At 33.9% G+C, this 18410-nt stretch carries 16 protein-coding genes; 8 read left to right on the top strand and 8 right to left on the bottom strand.

Annotated elements, in window-relative coordinates:
- Positions 1–46 precede the first annotated feature (46 nt).
- Positions 47–1444, bottom strand: a complete 1398-nt coding sequence (terL, locus tag OOK82_RS04250; RefSeq protein WP_264686911.1) for a phage terminase large subunit — start codon at positions 1442–1444, stop codon at positions 47–49.
- A 68-nt stretch (positions 1445–1512) separates the two neighbouring features.
- Here terL and OOK82_RS04245 point away from each other — a divergent pair, with 68 nt between their 5' ends.
- A complete protein-coding gene (locus tag OOK82_RS04245; protein ID WP_264686912.1) occupies positions 1513–2655 on the top strand; it encodes an alpha/beta hydrolase family protein in 1143 nt (380 codons plus the stop codon).
- Positions 2656–3321: 666 nt separating this feature from the next.
- Here OOK82_RS04245 and OOK82_RS04240 read toward each other — a convergent pair.
- From OOK82_RS04240 to purE, 7 genes are all read right to left on the bottom strand, one after another.
- Positions 3322–4644, bottom strand: a complete 1323-nt coding sequence (locus tag OOK82_RS04240; RefSeq protein WP_264704491.1) for a hypothetical protein — start codon at positions 4642–4644, stop codon at positions 3322–3324.
- 4 nt (positions 4645–4648) lie between these two features.
- Entirely contained in the window at positions 4649–8404 is a 3756-nt protein-coding gene (locus OOK82_RS04235; RefSeq protein WP_264704490.1) for a collagen-like protein, read from the bottom strand.
- A gap of 372 nt (positions 8405–8776) precedes the next feature.
- Positions 8777–10240, bottom strand: a complete 1464-nt coding sequence (locus OOK82_RS04230) for a DegQ family serine endoprotease (RefSeq protein ID WP_264375972.1) — start codon at positions 10238–10240, stop codon at positions 8777–8779.
- 3 nt (positions 10241–10243) lie between these two features.
- On the bottom strand, positions 10244–11116 hold the full coding sequence (hflC, locus tag OOK82_RS04225; protein ID WP_010407101.1) for a protease modulator HflC: 873 nt from the start codon (positions 11114–11116) through the stop codon (positions 10244–10246).
- 2 nt (positions 11117–11118) lie between these two features.
- Positions 11119–12144 (bottom strand): FtsH protease activity modulator HflK, encoded by a 1026-nt coding sequence (gene hflK / locus OOK82_RS04220; protein ID WP_264375971.1) that lies wholly within the window; start codon positions 12142–12144, stop codon positions 11119–11121.
- A 414-nt stretch (positions 12145–12558) separates the two neighbouring features.
- A complete protein-coding gene (mutL, locus tag OOK82_RS04215; RefSeq protein ID WP_007302432.1) occupies positions 12559–14388 on the bottom strand; it encodes a DNA mismatch repair endonuclease MutL in 1830 nt (609 codons plus the stop codon).
- Entirely contained in the window at positions 14388–14888 is a 501-nt protein-coding gene (gene purE / locus OOK82_RS04210; protein WP_007302433.1) for a 5-(carboxyamino)imidazole ribonucleotide mutase, read from the bottom strand. The genes mutL and purE overlap by 1 nt, the downstream gene beginning before the upstream one ends.
- An 862-nt stretch (positions 14889–15750) precedes the next feature.
- On the opposite strand from purE, the gene OOK82_RS04205 reads away from it, so the two are divergent.
- From OOK82_RS04205 to OOK82_RS04175, 7 genes are read left to right on the top strand one after another with little or no spacing between them, the layout of a single operon-like run.
- The gene (locus OOK82_RS04205) at positions 15751–16047 is read left to right on the top strand and encodes a helix-turn-helix domain-containing protein (RefSeq protein ID WP_064085421.1); all 297 of its coding nucleotides are present in this window, start codon (positions 15751–15753) and stop codon (positions 16045–16047) included.
- A 60-nt stretch (positions 16048–16107) separates the two neighbouring features.
- Entirely contained in the window at positions 16108–16500 is a 393-nt protein-coding gene (rpoZ, locus tag OOK82_RS04200) for a DNA-directed RNA polymerase subunit omega (protein ID WP_264682592.1), read from the top strand.
- Between the two features lie 29 nt (positions 16501–16529).
- A complete protein-coding gene (locus tag OOK82_RS04195; protein ID WP_010404268.1) occupies positions 16530–16775 on the top strand; it encodes a monovalent cation/H+ antiporter complex subunit F in 246 nt (81 codons plus the stop codon).
- 6 nt (positions 16776–16781) lie between these two features.
- Positions 16782–17054 (top strand): monovalent cation/H(+) antiporter subunit G, encoded by a 273-nt coding sequence (mnhG, locus tag OOK82_RS04190; protein ID WP_064085418.1) that lies wholly within the window; start codon positions 16782–16784, stop codon positions 17052–17054.
- 11 nt (positions 17055–17065) lie between these two features.
- Positions 17066–17590, top strand: coding sequence for a DUF4040 domain-containing protein (locus OOK82_RS04185; RefSeq protein WP_010404272.1), 525 nt, complete (start codon positions 17066–17068; stop codon positions 17588–17590).
- Positions 17583–18002: a Na(+)/H(+) antiporter subunit B gene (locus OOK82_RS04180; protein WP_064085417.1), complete on the top strand. Its 420-nt coding sequence runs from the start codon at positions 17583–17585 to the stop codon at positions 18000–18002. Before OOK82_RS04185 ends, OOK82_RS04180 begins: the two co-directional genes overlap by 8 nt.
- Complete coding sequence (locus OOK82_RS04175) at positions 17999–18301, top strand: cation:proton antiporter subunit C (protein WP_010404276.1); 303 nt, start codon at positions 17999–18001, stop codon at positions 18299–18301. Before OOK82_RS04180 ends, OOK82_RS04175 begins: the two co-directional genes overlap by 4 nt.
- Positions 18302–18410 lie beyond the last annotated feature (109 nt).

Below are 18410 nucleotides of genomic sequence, written 5' to 3'. Positions count from 1 at the left end.
AGCTCAGTTAAAAAAATTATACACAATTCCGAGGAACCTTTTCAAGCTACAATGAACGTATAGCTACCACTCTAGCAATATTATTTCTCACCCACTGAAGATATTGCACGGTACTGTCTACTTGATCGTCGTGACGGATTTCTGGAAACATTAAAATCTCATACTCAAAGTCGCTAAGCCATACTGCTTGGTTAGGGAGAAAAACCCGCTCAGATTCTATAATTGGGACAATTCGGTGAAATCGAGTTAATTTGTCATCATGTGGTACTATTTGAATAATAGGTAAATCACTGTTTTTCCTGAGCTCCTGAACCAATTGCTGACCGCTTGCTTTTGCTTCGATTAAAATTGCGTGTGGCTTCCACCTTGCAGCCAGCGACAGAACTTTCTCTTTAAGTTTTGGATATTCAAGTTTTGCGCGATATACATCGAGTAAATAGAATGTATTATCTACTTTTGTCCAGGTAGTGCAGACACTAAAGTCACTTGTATTGTTTGTTGAAATTGCAGTATCCCAACTTTGTGTTACATGCAAGAGGCTATCAGGAAAATTTTTATAGCGCTTCAACCACTCTCGTTTAATTATAGCACTTGAAAGTGGTAGAGGGTTTTGTTGGTATTGAGCAGCAAAACCATAACTCCCAAGTTCAGCTTTTATCATCTCAATTTCTTCTTTTCCTTCAGTTAGGGAATACAACAATTGACCTTCTTTTCTTGAGTATATTTCCTGTTCATGCTCTGGAATATGATTATTAACTGAATAAATAATCTCCTTATCTTCAGCTATTATTGGTAAACAGACATGATGCCATATGTTTCTTGGTTTACAGAGGAGGTGACCAGTTAAATCTTCTAAATGGAGTCTGTGCATCACAAGAACGATAACTCCTTTTTTTCTGTCGTTGAGCCTGGTTACTAAAGCCTGATCAAACCAGTTTGCAGCACGCTTTCTAAATGTTTCGCTCAAAGCTTGTGTGGGACTTAGTGGATCATCCACGATAATGAAATCTCCACCTTCACCGGTTAATGTTCCCCCAACTGAGGTTGCAATCCTACATCCTCTTTGCACTGTTTGAAATTTATATTTAGTGTTTTGATCTTTGCATAATTCTACTTTCGGAAATAGCTCTCTATACCAATCAGATTGCATTATGCACCTTGTATCGAGTGAGTGCTTTTCGCTAAGCAAACGAGAATAACTTGCAACTATTATTCTTGCAGTTGGCTGATTTCCAAGTATCCATGCGGGCCATGCAACACTTACACAAATGGACTTCATTGAACGCGGCGGCATATTGAATATTATTCTTCTTGCTTCACCAGCGCTTGCTGCTTCAAGCCTGTCTGCTATGACTTTTATATATTGATAATCATTATACTCACACCCCGGCACTACCGTTTGAAAGCATAATTCAATGAATTTGAGAAGGTTTATATTGTTCATAAATTAAGGTTTGTTGATTTTTTTAAGATTTTGTTGTGTAATTAAACCAGCATAGTGAGAGTTAAAATATGAAAGAAACAAGAGAGCAAACTGAGAGAGAATTTATAAAAACTCAAAACGGGATGAAAATAGAGACAATTACGCTTCTTGGTAAAAATCAAAACAATAATCGAGGTGAAAAACATCTGGTATATTTTATTGGCGGGAATAGAGCATTAAGTCCTAGTAAAGATTATTCCCAAAATTGGAATTGGGCTACAGAGCAAGGGATAACTGTACATCTTTTTAATTATCCTGGACTTGGTTTAAGTAAAAACAGTTCATTGATAAGTAGCAATAGGGTTAAATCTGGTGTAGCAGTTGTAACTAACTTATTGGAAAAGGGTATAAAGCCAGATGATATCATATTGTTTGGAGACTGCCTTGGTGGACATGTAGCTGCAGAGGTTCATAAAAATTTTAAGTATAAGGATATACATTTAAGATGCATCGTTAGCAATGCTGCAAGTTCACTTAAACAAGCTTCTCTTTATTATTTTGGATTCATAGCAAAATTAAAAATTTTTCTTGCTCCGATAATCAAATTGGTACTAAAGATTTTTGGCTGCCACTGGAAGACATATAAAATCGTAAATTCAATTACTCCTTATACAATGTACTTTAATCGAGAGGGAGATAAAACGATAAAACAGCCAGCGCAACTTGCAACAAAAATAGAAAAAACAGATCAAAGCGGTAGAAGGAAAGATTACCAAAAAAAAGAAGTATTTGAAGGATTTGAGGAATATGAAGGCTTTTTTAAGCAGCATACAACATTAAGAAAGAATGATAAATGTATTGATTCTAAAAAAGCTGATAAAGATATACATAAATTGCCAATTACGTGTTTAAAGTCTTCCAACAAAACTGATTACACTTTTCCTGAGTTGATTAGTTTATATATTTATATTACAGATGAATATTTTTCTAAATATGGCTCATTAAATAATGAAGAGAAGATTAAAGCATTTAAAGAAAGTAAATTTTATAAAGATTTTTCAAGCTGCAAAAATTCAAAGGACTTTTTGCATAATTACATGAAGAAGCAAGAGCATCCTTCGATGTCATTTCAGCATGTGACAATAGAATCTGAGGAAAAAAGACCTTTCTTAACAAGTCAAAGAAGGCTAGTTGCTCTTAACTTGACGCGTATGCTTTCTTCAATATTTTAGCCATCTGTATCTGTTCAGATGCATGCAAATATTGAAACCAGTGTTTCTTTTCTTATCATCCGAGTACTGGGATCCAGAAGAATTAATTGTGAACAAATAGCTATACGATATTTTCAATAAAATTACAAAAAAGATGGATTCCAGACTGGAATGACACCGTCATAAACTGCTAGGTCTTTATAATGTCATCCCGGCCCTCATGATGTCATCCCAGTGTCCTCTTTCTCTTGTCATCCCAGTACTTGATACTGGGATCCAGATGCATGGCTAATGCTGAAACCAATACTCCCTTTTCTTGTCATACGAGTACTGGGACCCAGAAGACTCAGGTAATAAGAACTAGATTCCAGCGCCACGCGCTGGAATGACACCGTCATAAACTGCTAGGTCTTCATAATATCATCCCAGTACTGGGATCCAACTAAATTGGTGAACACTTTACAGCATTTTTGATAGAAAGAACTAGATGCCAGTGTCAAGCACTGACCCATTTTTTCCTTAAGTTTTTGCAGCTTGTGTTCTATTACAAAACCACTGCGGTACTAACGAGCGGCAAAATGGTAGCGAATCTAAACTAAAAAAATACATTTTTACACTGCTTGAAAGTCTACTCGATTCAATTTTAAAAACAATTATTGAAACAATTATAATATACTTTGTGCGTGGTTAAGATAGCTCTGGAATAGTATAAAGAACTATGTCATCATTGAAGAGAAATTCATCTGTTGTTTTGTACTCTTTATTAATTTTATAAGAATCATAAACATCGTAATCTGCTTTTGTATGGTAATCACAATATTGAAACTTACCCTCTTTATTAAAAACGCCAAATTGATCAATTAATGTAGCCATTTTCTTACCTTTTCCACTTTTTGTTAATTCAAATACATCAGCTGGGCAGTGGCCTGAAGAATCTTGATTAGTAGTTCCTTTTGCAATAAAAAAAGATGGTTTATCGTTAAGTAACTTGCAGAAATTTGGCTTATATTCCTTTTTCATACAGTTTAAACTTATATATTGATATTTATCTGGAATATTTGAGTATTGAGAATCGTATTTTTTATGTTCAAAAAACTCATTACCTAAGAAATTACAAAACGTTAATTGATAATCATCATTACTACTGGACTTGACTACTTTAAGATAATGAAAGTCTCTAGGAATTTTTATCTCTTCTTCTGTAACGTGATTATGTATGACCAATTGGTCATCAAGCATGCAGTAACCTATTTTTGGTAAAGTAGCTACAAGCTTACCGTTTAACATGATATCTGCTTGATAGATATTATCCGATAATTCTTTTCCCTTTTGCAAAGTAAAATTCTGCCCTGCCTTAGCTGGTGCACTGCATTGCTCAGTTTTAGTTAAGTTTTTTATTATTGTTGATATCTCACTAATTTCTAATATATCATGTTCATTTTTTGTGTATTGATACTTATAGCAACTACCATCTTCACATACTGGAAGACATTTTCCTTCTTCATCTGATATATAGATATAATCACCTTCTATTGTAAAATAAAGTCCACCTTTTTCTTCTTGAATTTTTTGTAGTACTGGGTCATTTTCATCGTTAAAATTGATAAAATTGAGCATTCCAATAAAATTATTTCCATCATCATCACTCATTATGAGTTCAATAACAAAATTATTACTGTCTTTTATGTACTTACGTGAAATTAACGCTTCTTCTACTAATTTAAGCTGTTTTATAATATTCTCTTGATTCTCGCCTATGATAGCTTTTTGTTCTATAATAAAGTCCGTGCCATTTAATTTCAGAGGTGAGTTGTTTGTAAATAAAACTATCTCATCACCCTGCTCCTTTAACTTTAAATCATTAATATTCCCTACTTCAACTGTACCAATATGTGAAGAAACAGTATTAACATTACCATTTTCCTTTACTATGTAATATGCAGTGGGAAGTTTAATCAATTTTTTATAAAGCGGATTTTTATCGTCTATTTTAAATATATGTTTTTCCATGATATTACCTTAAATAACCAATAACTTGCTGATTAATGGCACTGAGGCTACTAGGAGGAGCAACATAACTCATAAAACTCCTTGGCTGCTCATTATCTGCCACTATTTTTTCAGTATTAACGAAAGCTCTTTTCTGCTCATTGTCTTTTAATCTTTTTTCCATATGATCTTTAAAAGTAAACAAACATTTACTAGTTTGTTTGTAATTAGGGAGTGATTTTTTTGCAGTTACACACAAGAACTTCAACAACTCATTATGATTTTCATCATTAAGTAATGACTTATTGATAATGGTTGACTGCAGTTCCACTGGATCAAAATTTAGACTTTTCTTTGAAATGCCACATTTCACAGCTGTTGCTCCCAATACTTCTTCAAATTTTGTTACAACATCTGCTGCATCTATTATTTTTGCCACTTCCTGTATTTCATTTTTTACTTTATATTCATCCTGTCCTACCGCAGGGTAAAAGAAATTTATTACTTGAGATATAAATGAAGTTGGTCTGCTTGCTCCGCTTGTCACTGATGATTTTTTAATTTCCCTCCTTCTTCTACGTGCACCACAAATTTGATCTGCTGGACTTGTTCTACAAAATATATCTTTTGTTTGACGATAGAGCGCCTCTGTGTCTCTTTGCGATCGCAAAGCTTGAGTGTTAAAACTTTTAGCATTTTTTGTAAAAATAGCTGTTTTATTGTGCAGTTCTTCGACTTTGTTTGTAAAACCTTCTGAAGCATTTTTAGCTGCCTCTGCTGCTTTTTTAGCATCCAGAGTTTCATTTTTTGCTTTTCTTATCTCACGTAAAAACTGATCAGCTAATGTAGCACCTATTCCATCTATACCTGGCTCACCTTTTATGCCTTGAGGACCAATATCTCCTTTTAATCCTTCTATACCCGGCTCACCCTTGTTACCTGTAAGACCTTGCGTACCATTGAAGCCCCTCAGACCTGGCTCTCCTTTTGAACCTGGCAACCCATCTGATCCTTTAGGACCTTCTGGACCTTGCAACCCATTCGCACCTGGTTCTCCTTTGTCACCTTTAGAACCTATCTCTCCTTTCTCACCCATATCACCTTTTATTCCCATGGCTCCGTCTAATCCTTTAGGACCAATATCTCCCTTTGTTCCATCTATACCTGGCTCACCTTTTATGCCTTGAGGACCAATATCTCCTTTTAATCCGTCTATACCGGGCTCACCCTTGTTACCTGTAAGACCTTGTGTACCATTGAAGCCCCTCAGACCTGGCTCTCCCTTAGGACCTTCTGGACCTTGCAATCCATTTGCACCTGGTTCTCCTTTCTCACCCATATCACCTTTTATTCCCATGGCTCCATCTAATCCTTTAGGACCAATATCTCCTTTTTCTCCCTTTGGACCTTGGACTTCTCCTGGATTTTTCCTTAGTTCTTCTGCAATGCTTTGTGTTAGCTCGGTATTATTTGCAAGGTTTTCTACTAATGTATGATTAGCATCACTTAGTAACACATCTGCTAGCTCTTCCATTCTGTTATCAGCTAATGCAATGGCTATTCCTGTTTGAATATCTTGATTACTAATAATTCTTCCTGCAACTTGCTTCTCTAATACTAAATCTCCGCCTTGGTCACGATATTCAAGCACCTGATTAGCAATAGTGCCATTATTAATTAATTTTTGTGCAACTTCTTCAGGACTTGCATCTCTACCTTTATCACCTTTAGACCCAGTATCTCCTTTGTCACCTTTAGAACCTATCTTTCCTTTCTCACCCATATCACCTTTTATTCCCATGGCTCCATCTAATCCTTTAGGACCAATATCTCCCTTTGTTCCATTTATACCTGGCTCACCTTTTATGCCTGGCTCTCCTTTAGGACCGATATCACCTTTTTGTCCTTGTGTGCCTGGAGGACCTTGATCACCTTTTGGTCCAGGTGCACCTGACGCTCCAGTATCTCCTTTGTTACCTTGAGGACCTAGCTCACCTTTTTGACCATTTCGGCCTGGTTCGCCCTTTTGGCCTGGAGGACCTTGTACGCCTTTATCACCTTTAGAACCAGGTATACCTTGTGCGCCAGTCTCACCTTTTTCGCCGTCACGACCTTTTTTACCTATCTGACCTACACCAGTTGCTCCCGGTTTACCTTGAGGACCTGGCAATCCAGCGTCTCCTTTATCGCCTTTTGATCCATGCGCACCTGACGCTCCAGTATCTCCTTTGTTACCTTGAGGACCAGGAAAACCTCGGTCACCCTTACCACCTTTGAAACCTTGGTTGCCCTTTAGACCTGGTTCGCCCTTTTGGCCTGGAGGACCTTGTACGCCTTTAACTAACGCTTTTAAAGAATCTTCTCGCTTTACACGCTCACCAAAAAAATGTGCTATTCTTTCTGAAAATCCCATGGAATTACGCTTATCTTCTTCCATTATAGCTGCTGCTAAAGGATATAGATGGGCTCTGTTAGAAGAAAATTCGGTAACAACTTGATTAATACTTGGAGTTATTCCATTAGTGCCTTGATTTCCTTTTTCTCCTTTAGGTCCTTGATCGCCTTTTGATCCATGCGCACCTGACGATCCAGTATCCCCCTTGTTACCTTGAGGACCAGGAAAACCTCGGTCACCCTTATCACCTCTGGAACCTTGTTTACCGTGGAACCCCGGTTCACCGGGTGCACCGGTATAACCTAGTTCGCCCTTTTGTCCTGGAGGACCTTGTATACCTTGAGGAGCAGGCTCTCCATCGAAGCCTCTATCACCTTTTTGTCCCCTTTCACCTGGCTCACCTTTAGGACCTTGTACACCAGTACGTTCTAATCTGTCTATTCTGCGTTTTAAAAGTTCAATTTCTGTTTCTAAATTTATATGTTCTTGAATATTCACATCAACCTCCAAAAAGTTATCAAAATTTTCTAAGTTATAATAATAAGGATATGGACCTGGTCTATTGTCGTGCTCATACCCAAAAGAATTAGGGTTAAAATTATAAAAATTTTTGCATGTGCTATTTTCATACGATATGCAACCAACATAACTATTGCCTAACTTTTTTACTGCGAAATAGGTATCTTGTGCTTTCAAGCTCTCCATTTCATGAAAAGGGAATAACTGGAATGTATTGCTTATACGAGTAAATACTGAAAGGATATTATTCAATATGCCAACTTTTCCACCAGTTAAATTATATACCTGAGCGCTCCTATATCCTTTGTACATATTTCTTGATTCTTTAAACAAATAGTCTCCTATTTTTATTTTGAGTCTTTTATCAGGTGAACTTTTAAGATCTTCCAAAATAAGACTGACATTTTCGCTACTAATTATGTCTTTTGGATCTATTAAAACCTTCCTGTTTTCTAGCAGTTCATAATAAATACTACAGTTTTCACGATTATATGCGTTAACATAGAAACCATTTGTGTAACCATGAGGTATACGATCAATAGTATCTATCATAGTATCGTTGCCATCATAGTAATAATAATAAGGTTGATCAGAGGTAGTAACTAAAGCGAATTTGTAATCATTTCTTACGCTTTCTAGCTTTAGTTGTAGCTCTTGAGATAAGTCGTTTAGTATACTTGCCACGTCATGCTTGAAATCCCAAATTTCAAAACGCTGACCAGTAGCGTCATCCTGAATAATGTAAGATACACTAGGCAGGCTAAATGTTGTTTTGTTATTTAATCTTATTTGTGCAGGTATCCTACGACCAGTTCTATTATTACAATCGTTTTGTGGAATATCTTCTTTTTCTAGTTTAAAACGCATCTCCACCTCCCTTTGCGATTAGATATAATTAATTTATGGGTATTAATTATTGATTAATAATGATGATAAGTAAATATGATTATGCTTTATACTAATTTAATTATAAATTAATTTGTGAAAGAAAGTTATCCTTTTTAAACTGATTATAAAAAGGCTTTATATCATCCAGTTTCTTACCACTACAGCTCTTTCATCTTATGGATGATATCGTTCCAGTGCTTGATACTGAAGTCTAGTTCTTTCATAACCTCGTTGGAAAGGTTTTCAGTATAGGGATAAATTTTATTAATCTACAGAAAAGCCCTCACCCTTAGGGTAAAGAAGCTAGTTAAATTTGTCAAGCAATTTTTTCATGACCAGCTAGATAAATAGCTACTTCTTCAATTTGATTGAAGTAAAAAACTGGTTTCCATTGCGGTAAATAAGCAACATTACTGAATCTTTGCCGTCTTTTTTTACTGCTGAATCAATTTGTTTTTGAAAATCATTAGTATTTTCAATATCGATTCCATCTAGTTGGATAATTATATCACCTTTCTTAATAACACGTAGTGTAGAATTACTACTACTATCTACACTGGTAACTACTACACCCTTTGTGGGTGCATTTTTTTTTAGTTCTTTTGGCAAATTTGAAACGGTTAAACCACTTATATAACTAGATGTTGATTTATTTTCTTCTTGATTATTACCTGAATCATCATTTGTAGATTCCTCGATTGCAACCTTGATATTGACTTCTTTACCTTTTCTAAGTAACTTAACCTGTACTTTCTTTCCGGGCTCAGTTCGTGAAACCATATGAGGTAATTGCGTCATTCTATCAATTTTTTTGCCGTCAAACTCTAATAGTATATCACCTACTTTGATTCCTCCTTTCTCTGCAGGACTGCCCTTTACTACGCTTGCAACTAATGCACCTTTGATATCTTTTAAACTCAAGGATTCAGCAAATTCTTTTGTTATAGGCTGAACTTGCACGCCAAGCCAACCATGTTTTATTTTTTTACCACTTTTTAATGTGTCAATAATTGAAATAGCTAGATTAGATGGTATAGCAAAGCCTATACCCACGTTACCGCCAGACTCAGATGGGGAATAAATAGCAGTATTAATACCTATAACTTTTCCATTTAGATGAAATAGTGGTCCCCCTGAGTTACCTCTATTAATTGCAGCATCAGTTTGAATAAATTCATTCATAGTACCAATACTAATGTCTCTAGATCTTGCAGACACAATTCCTGTACTTACAGAGCCACCCAAACCAAAAGGGTTGCCTATTGCAATAACTGTATCACCAACTCTTGCTTTATCAGAATTACCAAATTCAACAAAAGGAAGATCTTTATCAGAATTAATCTTAAGCACAGCAAGATCAGTTTTTGCATCATAGCCTAAAACTTCTGCTTTGAAATAAGTATTATCGTTCATAGTAACTGTAATATCTTGGGCATTTTTAATAACGTGATAGTTGGTTACTATGGTTCCACTTTTATCTATAATAAATCCAGACCCAAGTAACGTCACTTCTCTATTAATGCTAGGAGCTCTATCGAAAAATTGATCAAAATGCTCGAAAAATTCTCTAAAGTCATCAAAGAAATTATTTCTTGGCGTAAAGGGAATTTTAGTTCTACTGTTATTTTCTTGCTTAACTATTTGCTCACTTGAAATATTTACAACTGCGGGAATAAGTTCTTCCACTATATCAGCAAGCCCTTTATTACAACTACATACAGGATCTGCAACTGTTTTTGCAAACAGATTAGCATATGAAGAAAATGAAATTAAAAAATATGCAAATATAGATAAAATAAATGCTTTACTTTTCATAAACTATTTCCATCCCTTGTTCAAAATATCTAAGAAATTATTATTTGGTGAAAGCACAAATTTAGTATTACCCTCAGCAAATGATTTACTGTAAGCTTTCATAGAGCGATAAAAGTTAAAAAACTCTTCATCAACCTTGAATGCCTCATTATAGATTCTAGTTGCTTCAGCATAACCACGGCCTCTTATTTCATGTGATTCTTTTACTGCACTAGAGACAATTCCCCTTTTTAATTTATCAGCTTTTGATCTAATTTCTTGTCCAGCTTGTTCTCCTTCTGCTCTAATTTCTTTTGCTTCCTTTTCTCTTTCAGTTTGCATGCGGCGGAATATTGCAGAACTATTTTCTTCTGGTAGATCTGCTCTCTTAATTCTTACATCTATTATCTCTATGCCAAATTTTCCAGCTTCAGAATAAACTCCACGTTGAATTAATTGCATAACTTCTGATCTCTTTTCATTCAACAAACTAATTAATGAAAATCTTCCTATATTCTCCCTTATGTGAGCTTCTATGACAGGATATAATCTTCTAACTAGCCCTGATTCATTTTTCACAGTTTGATAAAAAGTAATAGGATCTATTATTTTATATTTTGCATAAGCATCTACTATAATACGCTTTTGATCTGCAGTTATCACTTCCCTTGGAGTTTTATCAGGACTTAAATCTAAAATTCTCTTATCAAGAAATTCTACGTTATTTATAAATGGCAATTTAAAATATAAACCACTGTCCCTAACATCTTTTACGACTTTACCGAGTTGTATAACTATTGCTTGTTTTGTTTCTTGAACAACGAAGATTGAATTAGATAAGGCAATCAATAATACAACAAATATAAAAGCAAAAACAATTTTTATATTACTACTCATGGCTATTTTCCTAAATTTGTAAGAGGTAAATAAGAGAACATACCTTTCAGATCGTCTGTTATAACAAACTTATCTACCTTGCTGAAAATATTTTCCATAGTTTCAAGATAAATACGATTCTTAACAAGAGAAGGATTTTGTCTATATTCTTCGTAAAGAGATAAAAAGCGATTTGCATTACCTTTTGCTTCATTTATTATTTCATTCTCGTATGCTTCTGCATCTAATTTTATCTTTATTGCTTCACCTTTTGCACGAGGTATAATATCATTACTGTAAGCGTATGCTTCGTTTATGGTACGCTCCTTATCTGCGCGAGCACTTTGTACATCCCTAAATGAGCTAATCACCTTTTCTGGTGGATCAATTTTTTTCATTTGAACGGATAAAATCTCTATACCCATTTGATATCCATCAAGAATCTGTTGCAATAAAATTATAGTATCTCTGGAAATTTCAGCTCTGCCTTGACCTTCGAGTGCAAAAGAGATCGTATTCTTACCTATTATTTCTCTCATAGCACTTTCAGCAGCATTTTTAACGCTAAAACCAGGTTTATAATCCCGCACTTTGAATAAATAATCTTTAGCATCCCTGACTCTCCATTGGACCTCAAAGTTAACGTTGACTATGTTCTCATCTCCGGTAAGCATCACTCCTTCACCACGATCTGTATCTCGCCCATAAGAGCTGCTTATCCCAATTTCTTCACGATTTACTTCTTTAACATTTACTTTAAAAACCTTACCAATAGGGTAGGGAAAGTGATAACGCAAACCAGATGTTTCTGTATTGGAATATTTGCCAAAAGTAAGTTCTATACCTTCCTCACTCGGATGGACAATATAGAAACCAGTACAAAGATAAAACAACAAAACAATAAAAATGATGAAATAAGGTTTTTTCCCTCTATTTCTGGTTAAGCCATTAAAAAAGCATCTTATATCAGACACAGCTTTACTTAAAATATCTTCATTACTTGAACCTGACGGTTTCTTTCCAAGATTCCAAGGATTACGCTCATCCATAAAAATTATTAATTGTATAACTAATACGCTGATATTACTTAATCTTATCAAAAAATGCAAAACTATTTTGTTTGCAGATTAATGATCGGAGTGAAGGATGTGATCATACACTTCCTTTTTCTCTATATGATATGGTCAATTCTACAGAATTTCTGGCTTTTTTTGAATTCTTTATTGTCGTTTTTGATAAGTATCTTTAGTTGTATATTAATTATTAACATAAAAGACAATGCCTGGGATTTAGGAAACTTAATTTTAATCAAGTAGCTGCATAATAAATCATCGTCAAGTAATAGAATGACATTATCTACTATACAAATTACCTGCAAATTGCAATGTTCGAACAATTGTGTATCTGAGTTTTGAGATGACGAAACTAGGGTTGTATAATCTATACACATTTGTGACAATTTCTTACCTTCGCTCAAATAACTTTTCAATATCGCTTAATTTCATTTCTATATAGGTTGGTCTTCCGTGATTGCATTGTCCAGAATATGGTGTTTTTTCTATTTGCCTCAACAACTCATTCATCTCCTCTAATTTCATCTTTCTACCTGCTCTAATTGATCCATGACAAGCAATTGTAGCTAGTATTTTATTTATTTTATCCTCTATAGGTAGAGTATCTTCTATTTCTATTAATCTATCCACTATATCAATTAGCATTTTCTTCACATCTATTGACCCTAAGATTGCAGGTATTTCTTTTACTATGATCGCATTTTCTGATTTAATTTCGATATCAAAGCCCATTTCGAAAAGCTTATCCTTATAAACTTCTATCATTTCCATACCGGCTTGACTTTTGATTTCAACCATTTCAGGCAAAAGAAGTTTTTGTCTTTTTATACTTGATTTCTCCTTTAAGCACTCGTATACTAGTCTTTCATGGGCTGCATGCTGATCTACTATAATTAGTTTGTCTCTTACCTCGGCAATAATATAAGTATTGTAGATTTGACAGTGTGCAAACCCAAGTGGATAGTCCCTTATTAGATCGGTTTGTTTCCTTTCCAAAATTGTAGTTTCTGCTCGTGGAGGAGATTTTTGCATACCAGTATAATCAAACGATTTTGAATGTTCTGATAAGCTTTTTGTCTCTATATTTGGAGAAGTAAATTTTCTCATTAACTGGTTTTCAAAAGGATCCGACCTTCTTCCATAAAATTCATTTTTAAGACTAGACCTACTAAAAGGATCTGATGATAGATGATTCGTTGTTGTTCCATTCTGAGCCAATACAGTTTCTGCAAGATCTATTCTCTTTGATAGCACTTTTATTAGCCCTCTTCTCACTATTTCATATATTAGCCTCTTGTTCTGAAACCTTACCTCTGATTTATTTGGATGCACATTTACATCAACTTGATCATACGGTATCTCTAAGTGCAGCGCTGCAAAAGGATATCTATTGCTTGGAATAAGGTCGTGATACGCATAACGAATTGCACCAATAAGTAGATTATCTTTAATTGGTCTACCATTAACAAATGTATAGATCTGAGTTGAATTGCTACGATTGACAGTAGGTTTACAGATGTATCCTGTAAGTCTAATGCCATCTTCTTCTTCACTAATTTGCAAAGAGTTTTCATGAAATTCTTCTTCTACTTCGCATAGCCTGCTAAATAATGAGTTCTGCTTAGCATACTTAAGAAGCTTCTTATTATCGGAGATAAGAGTAAACTCAATTCCATAATTGATCATTGCTAAGTTGTTTACAATATCAACAATGCTTTGTGTTTCTGCCCTTTCGGTTTTGAGAAATTTTAGTCTATTTGGTGTGGCAAAAAATAAATCTCGTACTTCAATATATGTTCCTATCGATAAAGGATAAGGAACAAGCTCTCCTATTTTTTCTCCCCCCTCATACCTTATAGACCATGCTTGATCTGCTTTGCTTGCCTTAGATGATAATTTTATTCTGCTTACTGCTGCAATTGAAGGCAAAGCTTCTCCTCTAAAGCCAAGATGCTTGATCTCTATCAATTCACTGTCACTCAATTTTGAAGTAGCATGGCGCATAAACGCAAGTTCTAAATCATCCTTTTTTACTCCGCTACCATCATCGATTACAGTAATGAGGTTACGCCCACCACTTTCTATCTTAATTTCTATCTCTGAGCTTCTGGCATCTATTGCATTTTCCACTAATTCCTTTACCACACTTGCAGGCCTTTCTATTACCTCTCCTGCTGCTATACGATTTATGGTTTTTGTATCTAAAAGAACTATTGCCATTATAATGTTGGTTTTTCTTTTACTGCTTTAGTTTGCCCCTCTCTCCATTTTTTTAATCTATCTGCAATTTCACTATTAGAAATCGACAATATAGATGCAGCAGTAATAGCGGCATTGCATGCTCCACTCTCTCCTATAGACATTGTTGCAACTGGAACACCTTTTGGCATCTGCACTATAGATAATAGACTATCTAGCCCATTTAATTGCTTGCTATGCACAGGAATACCGATAACAGGTAAATAAGTAAGCGATGCAGTCATACCAGGTAAATGAGCCGCTCCTCCTGCACCAGCTATAATAACCTTAAAGCCTTTTTCTTGAGCAGACTTAGTAAAATTAAAGAGTCTCTCTGGTGTTCTGTGTGCGGATATTATAAATACATCATGTGAAATTTCCAATTCTTTTAATAGGTTAATAGCATGCACCATAGTGCCATAATCCGACTCGCTTCCCATAATTACAGCAACATCCTTTTTCATTTTTTCTGTATTAGACATGATTTTATTTACTAACCAAATAGTATTTCAGAAGCAACAGATATTTAAATTAAATTACGAATGTGATATAGCATTCTTATTAAATAGAAACTTTAAAAATTGAAATGAATCCCTATATTAAAATATAGAGGTATAAATTTCGGATATAAGGGTCTATTCATAATCTTTTTAGAAGCAAAGCGGTGGAAGCAAGAAGACGATTTGTAAGCTAGTATTGAATTTTGCTTATCACAATTGTCTACACTTTTCTATAAGAGTATTAGAGACTTACCTTTTGACAATACGGCAAAGATTTCTACAGTTACATCCTTTTATTTGTTTCTTTGCAATTACTTTTTTATATATGTTTCAAAACACTTTCTTTACTTCCGCTATGTTTTTTACTTCATTTATTAAAATAATCTTGCCATTTTGAAAACATTGTTGATTCACTGAAGCCACTTTTTAGGACCTGTAACACTATGTAAAATATATCCTAAATCTTCTTGATTTTGTTTCTTTCTACAGAACTCTACTCAGTTTTTCTCCTACTCATCTTGCTCTGTTTTCATAATTTACATACTCTATCTCCTGCTTTATTCCTTTCTTGAGATCATGTACAGTCTCTAAAACGAGTTTGTAAAATGATTATTTCTGTATTTTAAACTTTGCAATTTCAACTTATTCTCTTTAATAGTAAGTTTTTTACAAAATAATAGTTTGAAATTACTAGTATTTTGATAAAAATTATAGTCAATTTAAAATTTTGAGTATCAGTATATCATTATAGTTATTGACAAATTATATAATATTAATATATTGGTATATTAAATATTATGATATAATATTTAATAAAGCTAGTTGGTATGTGAGAGTAAAAATTATGGAAACAATATCATTAAACAATCTGGATAGTGAAGCAATAAAAAAAAAATTGCTGAGCATAATAAGTAAAATTATAGGAAAAAATACTTGGACTCAAGCTTGTGCGGCTGAGAAACTTGGTATTGATCAACCAAAGGTGTCACAAATTAAAAGTGGTAAGACAAGTGGTTTTTCTTTAGAGAGACTGTTAGGTTTTTTGAAAAAGCTTGATCATGAAATAACAATTACAATAACAGAAAATCAATCAGTAAAAGCTAAAGAAGAAAAAGTAGAATGTAGAATTGGATCTCAATAGATCCGAAGTTGACATCTTATTTTTTGTGATATAGTATAAAGTTTATCAAGGTAGTATTTTATGATTGAGTCTATTGTAGAAAAGTGTGTAGAACAGGTACACAACCGTTTTAAATTGGTTCTGCTAGCAAGTCAAAGAACGCATGATTTGAGTACAGGGGCAAGCGATCCCGTTGAAATGGTTAAGTTTAAAGATCATAAGGATACGATAGTTTCTTTATATGAAATAGCAGAAAAGAAGGTGAATACTCATGAGTTGTTTAACCTTTTGGTGAAAAGGTGCAAGGAGCACATGAAAGGAAACACAGATAATACTTATATTAATAGTCCAAGTAAGCTAGCAAATTTGTTAAATTTTTCTGATCATCAACTTAACACAAGTCTGGATGTAAGTCAAGAAAGCCACGATGATGAAATAGATGATCAAGATAGTGGTGAAGAAGTACCGATTTAGAAATCTGCAGAGGTTATAATAGCTTATAAATGATTAGTATTGCTATCTATGCGCTTTTGTTCTGTATGAGTGTAATGTTATGTTGTATAGTATTTAGGTCAAGTGATGTGTACAATAAGATTTTAGCATTCAATAGTTTATCAACACAAGTAGTTTTACTCATAACAGCAATATCGATTACTCTGAATGATTTTTTTTTAATTGATATAGCATTACTATATGCTAGCATCAGCTTTATATCAACTATAGCGCTAATGAGATTAATGTTGTTTTGATAATTTATGGTAGCATCCATTCTCATATTTTTAGGTGTTTGTTTAATATTCATTTCAAGCGTAGGAGTAGTAGTATTTCCTGATTTCTATACTAGACTACATGCTGCAGGTATTGCAGATTCTAGTGGCGCAATGTTGTTGTTGATTGGTTTTGCTTGGCAAAATGAATTTTCAATCAATACTATTAAAGTTATATTATTGATTTTTATAATATGGATAGCCAATTCAACTAACAGTTATATTTTAGCGCGTACTTATTATAAAAGTAAAGACTATTAAAGAAGGTTAAGATGCTAGAAATACTGAATCTAATATTACTTTTGCTGTTACTCACGGTTACAGTTTTTATAGTTCTTTCGAAACATTTGGTTGTAAGTGCTGTTCTAATGTGTGTATTTAGTTCACTTATTGCACTTATGTACTTGATTATGAATGCGCCAGATGTTGCAATTACTGAAGCTTCTGTTGGTGCAGGATTGAGCACAGTCTTTACGTTTGCAGCACTCTCTTTGGTAAAGAATTACAAAGCAAATTTATCTCATAGCCCCACAACACTTTTTTTTATGTTATTTTTGACTGCATGTTTATCATACTTTATGATTCAATTACCAGATTTTGGCAGTCATAATGCTCCAGTTCACTTGCACGTTGCTCCTTATTATGTAGAAAATACTGAAAAAGCTATTGGTATTCCTAATATAGTGACAGCTGTTTTAGCAAGCTTTCGTGGCTATGACACATTTGGAGAAACTATAGTAGTTTTTACTGCTGCACTTTGTATAATGTTAATATTAGAAGAGAAAGAAAGTGATTAAAGATCCGGTATTAAGTGCAGTAACATTTTTGATGATACCTTTTATCATTTTGTTTGGTTTATACATACAGTTTCATGGTGACTATACTCCAGGTGGAGGTTTTCAGGCGGGAATAATTATTGCTTCTGGGATAATATTATATTCTATGTTATTTGATATACCTACAACTTTAAAAGCAATACCTTACTCTATTATCAAATTTACTAACGTACTAGGTATTTTAACCTATGGAGGAGCTGGTATTATAACAGTTTTATTTGGCCAAAATTTTTTATCCTATAGTATATTGTCAGCTGATAGTAGAACAGGTCAAAAATTGGGTATTTTCTTAGTGGAGCTGGGTGTATTGCTTACCGTCTCTTCTTCCATGTTAATCATATATATAAATTTCGCTCGCAGGAAAAAACAATGACTCTATATAATTATGTAGGCATTACTATATTAATGGTGCTAGGTTTCTATATCATTGTAAATGATAAAAACTTAATCAAAAAAATGATGGGATTAAGTGTCTTACAAGCATCTGTTTTGTTGTTTTACATATCTTTAGGGTATGTAAAAAGTTCTTTACCTCCTATATTGACTTCAAATTTTCACTTATATACCAATCCTATACCTCACGTCTTAATGCTTACTGCTATAGTGGTTGGAATTGCAACATTTTCAGTTGGATTGTCCATAGTAGTAAGAATGGAGAGATTAGTTGATTAAGAAGAGTGTGAATAAATTGACAGTATCTTAAACTATATGAAGTAGCAAGTAACTATAAATTAAGAATAAAACTATAAGCTTGCTAATTGTAAGTTTATTTGATAAATAA

Source organism: Wolbachia endosymbiont (group B) of Apotomis betuletana (genome assembly GCF_947250475.1).
Taxonomy (GTDB): domain Bacteria; phylum Pseudomonadota; class Alphaproteobacteria; order Rickettsiales; family Anaplasmataceae; genus Wolbachia.
The sequence above is the reverse complement of the archived record's forward strand: the minus strand, read 5'-3'. Positions and strand labels throughout refer to the sequence as shown.